The organism is Chamaesiphon sp. OTE_75_metabat_556 (assembly GCF_031378165.1).
GTDB lineage: Bacteria > Cyanobacteriota > Cyanobacteriia > Cyanobacteriales > Chamaesiphonaceae > Chamaesiphon.
Window position 1 is genome coordinate 1 of record NZ_JANNDR010000140.1, and the last position, 4,936, is coordinate 4,936.

At 46.8% G+C, this 4,936-nt stretch carries 6 protein-coding genes; 4 read left to right on the forward strand and 2 right to left on the reverse strand.

Going from position 1 to position 4,936, the window contains the following annotated elements; translation table 11 throughout:
• Window positions 1-837 (forward strand): LCP family protein (locus RMO27_RS05975; RefSeq protein WP_309730483.1); only part of this gene is annotated, 837 nt, incomplete at its 5' end.
• Window positions 838-906: 69 nt separating this feature from the next.
• On the opposite strand, the gene RMO27_RS05980 is transcribed toward RMO27_RS05975, so the two are convergent.
• Both RMO27_RS05980 and RMO27_RS05985 read right to left on the reverse strand, forming a co-directional pair.
• Window positions 907-1,113: a hypothetical protein gene (locus RMO27_RS05980; protein WP_309730486.1), complete on the reverse strand. Its 207-nt coding sequence runs from the start codon at window positions 1,111-1,113 to the stop codon at window positions 907-909.
• A 148-nt stretch (window positions 1,114-1,261) separates the two neighbouring features.
• The gene (locus RMO27_RS05985; protein ID WP_396133620.1) at window positions 1,262-1,993 is read right to left on the reverse strand and encodes a superoxide dismutase; all 732 of its coding nucleotides are present in this window, start codon (window positions 1,991-1,993) and stop codon (window positions 1,262-1,264) included.
• A 191-nt stretch (window positions 1,994-2,184) separates the two neighbouring features.
• On the opposite strand from RMO27_RS05985, the gene RMO27_RS05990 reads away from it, so the two are divergent.
• The 3 genes from RMO27_RS05990 (at window position 2,185) to RMO27_RS06000 (ending at window position 4,855) form a co-directional block, all read left to right on the forward strand.
• Window positions 2,185-2,379, forward strand: a complete 195-nt coding sequence (locus tag RMO27_RS05990; protein ID WP_309730492.1) for a DUF2862 domain-containing protein — start codon at window positions 2,185-2,187, stop codon at window positions 2,377-2,379.
• A gap of 1 nt (window position 2,380) precedes the next feature.
• Entirely contained in the window at window positions 2,381-3,478 is a 1,098-nt protein-coding gene (locus tag RMO27_RS05995; RefSeq protein WP_309730495.1) for an ArsA family ATPase, read from the forward strand.
• Between the two features lie 246 nt (window positions 3,479-3,724).
• Window positions 3,725-4,855: a HetZ-related protein 2 gene (locus tag RMO27_RS06000; protein ID WP_396133621.1), complete on the forward strand. Its 1,131-nt coding sequence runs from the start codon at window positions 3,725-3,727 to the stop codon at window positions 4,853-4,855.
• Window positions 4,856-4,936 lie beyond the last annotated feature (81 nt).

Below are 4,936 nucleotides of genomic sequence, written 5' to 3' on the forward strand. Positions count from 1 at the left end.
TGGTTTAATAATCTCGGCGTCGCCAAACTGGTAGACGAACTCGGCGGAGTCACAGTCACGGTACCCAAAGATATTAAATACCAAGATGACTCCCAACATTTCTATGTCAACCTCAAGGCTGGCAAACAACATCTTGACGGGATCAAATTATTGGGATTACTCCGCTTCCGTCACGATGCTAATGGCGATATCGGTCGGATGCAACGCCAGCAAATGGTCATGAAAGCCTTGATGGAACAAGCACTCAATCCGATGACACTGACCAGAATTCCCCAACTATTTTCCGTCATCCAAAACCAAGTCGATACCAATCTCACAGTCGAAGAATTGCTAGCTTTGGGTGGCTTCTCGATGCAAAATGGCAAATCTAAAATGCAGTCACTGATGATGCCTGGTGACTACAATGGTGATGGCAAACATGGCACTAGTTATTGGCTCCCCGACGAGAAGAACATCCAAAATATGATGGCCCGCTACTTCGACCACGGCCAAATTTCCCTAGAACAACCCAAAGCCGAAAATCTGCGGATCAATATCCAAGATACCAGTCACTTCCCAGATGCGACTGCCAGATTGATTAAGCGTTTGAATAAAGCTGGTTATCAAAACGTACATCTCGATAGCAACCTCAAAATTAAAGAAGATCTGACGACCAGTCAATTTATCGCCCAAAAAGGCAATCCAGAAGTTGCTGAAGGCTTGTCGAAGATCTTGGGATTTGGAGAAGTAAAAGTTGATAGTTCGGGTACTCTTTATTCTGATGTGACGATTAAACTCGGTCGCGATTGGCTCCAAACAGAGCATGACTATAAATCTCTAAATCAAAAAGACAGGTAGTCTCCAGCCATCAAGAAAGGGAGCGTCAATCGATCGATTGACGCTCCCTTTCTTGATGATGACACCACTTCAAAATACTTCGTTTTCCACTCCCAACCACCATTCGCCGAGATTCATCATATCGCGGTGAATATCCTCTAATCTGACAATATATTCTTCTGAGGATAAATTGGGTTTAGCTTCGGCCAATTTTTGTAAGCGAAGTTGCACTAATAGCCATGATTTACCCATGCCATCCGTCTCTTCGATATATTTTGCTAATTCATTACTATTCATATTTGCATCAATTTTCTTATCAAAAAAGATCGGTCTAAATCCTCCACCTGCTACAGGGATATAGGATCGGACTACTCGCGATCCCAATCCTATATCCTTGTAATAGAACGTTAGCTATCAACTATCAATTATCAATTATCAACTAAATCTAAGCTTTCTGCGTTTTGGCAAACCGATTATTGACTTCAGTCCAATTAATGACATTCCACCAGGCAGCTAAGTAGTCGGGACGCCGATTTTGGTACTTGAGGTAATAGGCATGTTCCCAGACATCATTACCCATAATTGGAGATAAGCCTTGAGAAATTGGACTATCTTGATTGGGTGTGGTGATAATTTTGAGTTTGTTCTTGTCGTTTACCAACCATACCCAGCCACTGCCAAATAATTTGGTACCTGCCGCATTAAATTGGGTTTTGAAAGTATCGAACGAACCAAATTGAGCTTGAATGGCTGTCGCGATCGATCCGGTGGGGGCACCGCCGCCTTTTGGTCCCATAATCCGCCAATACATCGTATGGTTGTAATGTCCGCCCCCATTATTGCGGACGGTGGTTTGGATATCTTTGGGTAATGTGCCCAAACTAGTCAGCAGTTGCTCGATCGTCTTGGATTGCAATTGGGGATATTTGGCGATCGCAGCATTTAAATTTTTGACATAAGCAGCATGGTGCTTGTCATGATGAAATTTCATCGTCGTGGCGTCGATATGCGGTTCTAAGGCGTTGTAAGCGTAGGTGAGTGGCGGCAGTATAAATAGATTGGGTTTAGGTGTTGTTGCAGTATTATCGGCGGCCCAACTGGGTGTAGTGACTCCGAAAAAGGTGCTCGTAGTGCCGGCACCGAGTAAATAGAGAAAATCACGTCTGGTAGTCATCATAAAGTCCCTGCAAGGATGAAATACGCTTTACTAGTCTGGCATATTTCAACAATTGATTACAGTACGATGGCAGCTCGTCGGGAATTGTCGCGAACGACGATCGGCTGAATCGATCGCTAGCGAGTTAATCCGATCGCTGAATTCCGGTACACTGTGGGATGGAGAAATTATATCAATAACCTTTAAGTTCAATGGAAATCGGTCAACAAGTCAAAGTTTTTCGCCTCAGAGATCGCGTATCGAATGGCGTTGTGAGTAAACTAGGTAAGGTAGGTACTATTACAGAATTCAAAATGACAGATGGTAGCGGCGTCGGTGCTGTTGTCCAGTTTGAAGACAAAACTAGTACCTGGTTTTTTGAAGATGAACTCAAAGTCGTAGAATAATATGCCCCAAATTCTCACCTTCCTTGGTAAAGGCGGTTCCGGTCGGACGACAGTGGCGATCGCCGCTGCCAAACAACAAGCTAACCTGGGTCGGCGGGTATTATTTGTCAGTCAAGATCCCACGCCCGCGACGGGGATCTTGCTGGGTGTTCCCCTCACTGATAAACCCCAATCGATTGGTGCAAATCTGGAAGTAGTCCTAATCTCGGCTACTGTCGCGATCGAGCGCGGCTGGGAGGAGGTCAAGCAAATTGAGGCGCGCTACTTGCGATCGCCACTGTTACGCAATGTTTACGGTCAAGAATTGGCAATCTTGCCAGGGATGGATAGTGCGATCGCGCTCAATGCCCTGCGCCAGTACGATGCTAGTGGTAAGTACGACACGATCGTCTACGATGGCACTGGCGATTTGACGACCTTACGCATGGCGGGAATGGCCGATAGTCTAAGCTGGTATCTGCGGCGGTTTGTTGCAGTAGTAGAAGAATCCGACTTGTGGCGGACCGTGGCACCGATTCTGCAACCAGCGATGGCTGCCATCGCGGCGATCGCCTGGACGGGCGAGAGCGCAGTCTCGGCACCGATGCAAGCAGCAAATAGTTTTCTCGCCAAAAGTCAAGCTGTCATCGGCAATCCTCAGCGCGTGGCGGGTTATCTCATTACCACGGAGGAGCCAGCCGCAATTGCGACGGCTAAATATTTATGGGGGAGTGCCCAGCAGTCAGGCTTGACGATCGGCGGCGTCTTGCTCAATCGCGGGACGGTGACGGATGCACTCATCGCTGAATTCGATCCCTTAGGCATCTCGGCAATCCCGACGCGGGTGGGTACAGATTGGCAACCCTTAATCGATGCGATGCCCGATTTTAGTCAGGCAGTAGCGGCACCCAAACCGATCGCCATTGACATCTCTAAGCGCGAGGTACGGCTGTATTTACCTGGTTTTGACAAAACCCAAGTGAAGCTGACGCAATCGGGGCCAGAGGTGACGATCGAGGCTGGAGATCAACGCCGCAATATTGTCTTGCCGCCGCAGTTGAAGGGGTCGAGTGTTACTGGTGCTAAGTTTCAGAATGGATATTTGATTGTTTCATTTTGATTAATTAGTAACAGCGATTCGATCGCTGTAGATTTGCGGTTTGAAGATATTCAGTGGTTAGATGTGCATATTCGCGATTGTGCAACCCAATCATCGGTTGACGTCACTGAATTTGACAGCATGAGTAGATCTAGAACAAGCCATTCAGCCGCACCGTTGACGATCGATCGTCAGCTATATTGTGAGTTGGCACCAGTGCCGATCGCAACCTTAAATTTAAACCGAGGGGACAGGAGCAATCACCAGATGACGCAGGTAATCACAGATCGCATCGCCGCCGAATGGGAGACTCGCATCGCCGCCGAATGTAGCGATCGAGATCAGACTACCCAACAGAGCATTCTCAACTGGTTGATCGGCGAAAATCGGGAACGGCTCGAAACCCTCGATCCCGAACATTTGAAAATTGCCAATCGCGCGATGGATTATCGCTTGCGGATCTTGGTGCAGCGATACTTGGGATTGCCACCAGAGCGGGCTTATAAAAATTTGATGCAGCGGCTCGGCGGTTTGGCGATTTTGCGCGACAAAATTCGGGCGTGGTTGACACTCAGTAACGATCGCCAGCGGCAGGTGGTGGATGTCTTGCAAGAAGTGATTCAGGAGATGTTGCAAGGTGATAAATACATTCAACAGCAAATTGCTTGGATCGGCCAATGTACCAAAAATCCTCGGCTGCGGGATACTTTATTATTTGCGAGTATTGAGGAATATTGCCTCCGCCCAATTCGCAATCAACCGCTCCTCGCCCATCGCTTTGTCAACTATCTGCGCCGATCTCAAAAAGGTGGCGTGACGAATGTACCGCAAAAAGAGCTGGTTAAATTGGTGTCGGATGAAATCGTTAGCGATAGTGACTCGACTTTTAGCTTGCTCGATAAACAAGCCCAAGACGACTATCACCAACAGCAACAGTGGGAAGAAACCCAAGTCGCACGCGATCGAGTTAAAGAAACACTCCACGATTATCTAGTCGAGAATGTCAGTCCCGCAGCCGGAAAATGGTTGACGCTCTATCTCCAAGGTAAAACGCCAGACGCGATCGCGATCGCCTTGAAGATGGATATCAAGCAAGTCTATCGGCTCCGCGAAAAAATCAATTACCATACGCTCAAGGTTTTTGCGATCAAGGCAGAGTCAGAATTGGTTTCACAATGGCTGCATATCTCATTAAAAGAACATAATCTGGGATTGACTCCTCATCAATGGGAGCAGTTTTGTAATGGTTTAGAACCCAAACAATGCGAGATTATGCTGGAACTGAAAGCCGGAACTGCTGTCGAAACGATCGCCAAATCTCTCAAAATTAAAACAAATCAAGTAATGGGCGAATGGAGCCAAATCTATCTAGCAGCCCAAGAATTGAGAACTAGTTAAGATAGTTGATAGTTGATAGTTGATAGTTGATAGTTGATAGTTGATAGTTGATAGTTGATAGTTGATAGTTGATAGTTGATA